We start from the raw sequence: 380 nt of genomic DNA on the forward strand, positions 1-380 counted from the left end.
CCGCATTCGTCACTCTGATGCTGAGCTGCTGGGCTCTTTCCACGATCAGCTTCCGCTTCTTCGAAGAGACACCGTGAGCGATCTCTGCGCAGTACTTCCTGTTTTGCATCATCAAGATTTCCAGCTCTTTAACATTGTGAACTAGGACCTTACGGAATCCATTTGGGAGCATATGACGGGTCTTCTTGTTGGAACCGTAACCGATGTTGGGCATCAAGTATTGACCCTTGAATCGCCTGCGGACTCTGTTGTCAATACCTCTAGGTTTACGCCAATTCCTCTTAAGTTTGTCATAGCGATCCGATTGATGCCTGATAAATCTCTTCGTCCTCTTTTTGACGATTGTCGGCCTGTAAACAGGTCTTATAGCCATCTTGTAT

At 46.8% G+C, this 380-nt stretch carries 1 protein-coding gene; it reads right to left on the reverse strand.

Going from position 1 to position 380, the window contains the following annotated elements; all coding sequences use genetic code 11:
- Positions 1-373 (reverse strand): eL32 family ribosomal protein (locus F0L74_RS34835; RefSeq protein ID WP_497707341.1); only part of this gene is annotated, 373 nt, incomplete at its 3' end.
- Positions 374-380 lie beyond the last annotated feature (7 nt).

Origin of the sequence: Chitinophaga agrisoli, from assembly GCF_008386695.1 — a bacterium.
Lineage (GTDB): Bacteria > Bacteroidota > Bacteroidia > Chitinophagales > Chitinophagaceae > Chitinophaga > Chitinophaga agrisoli.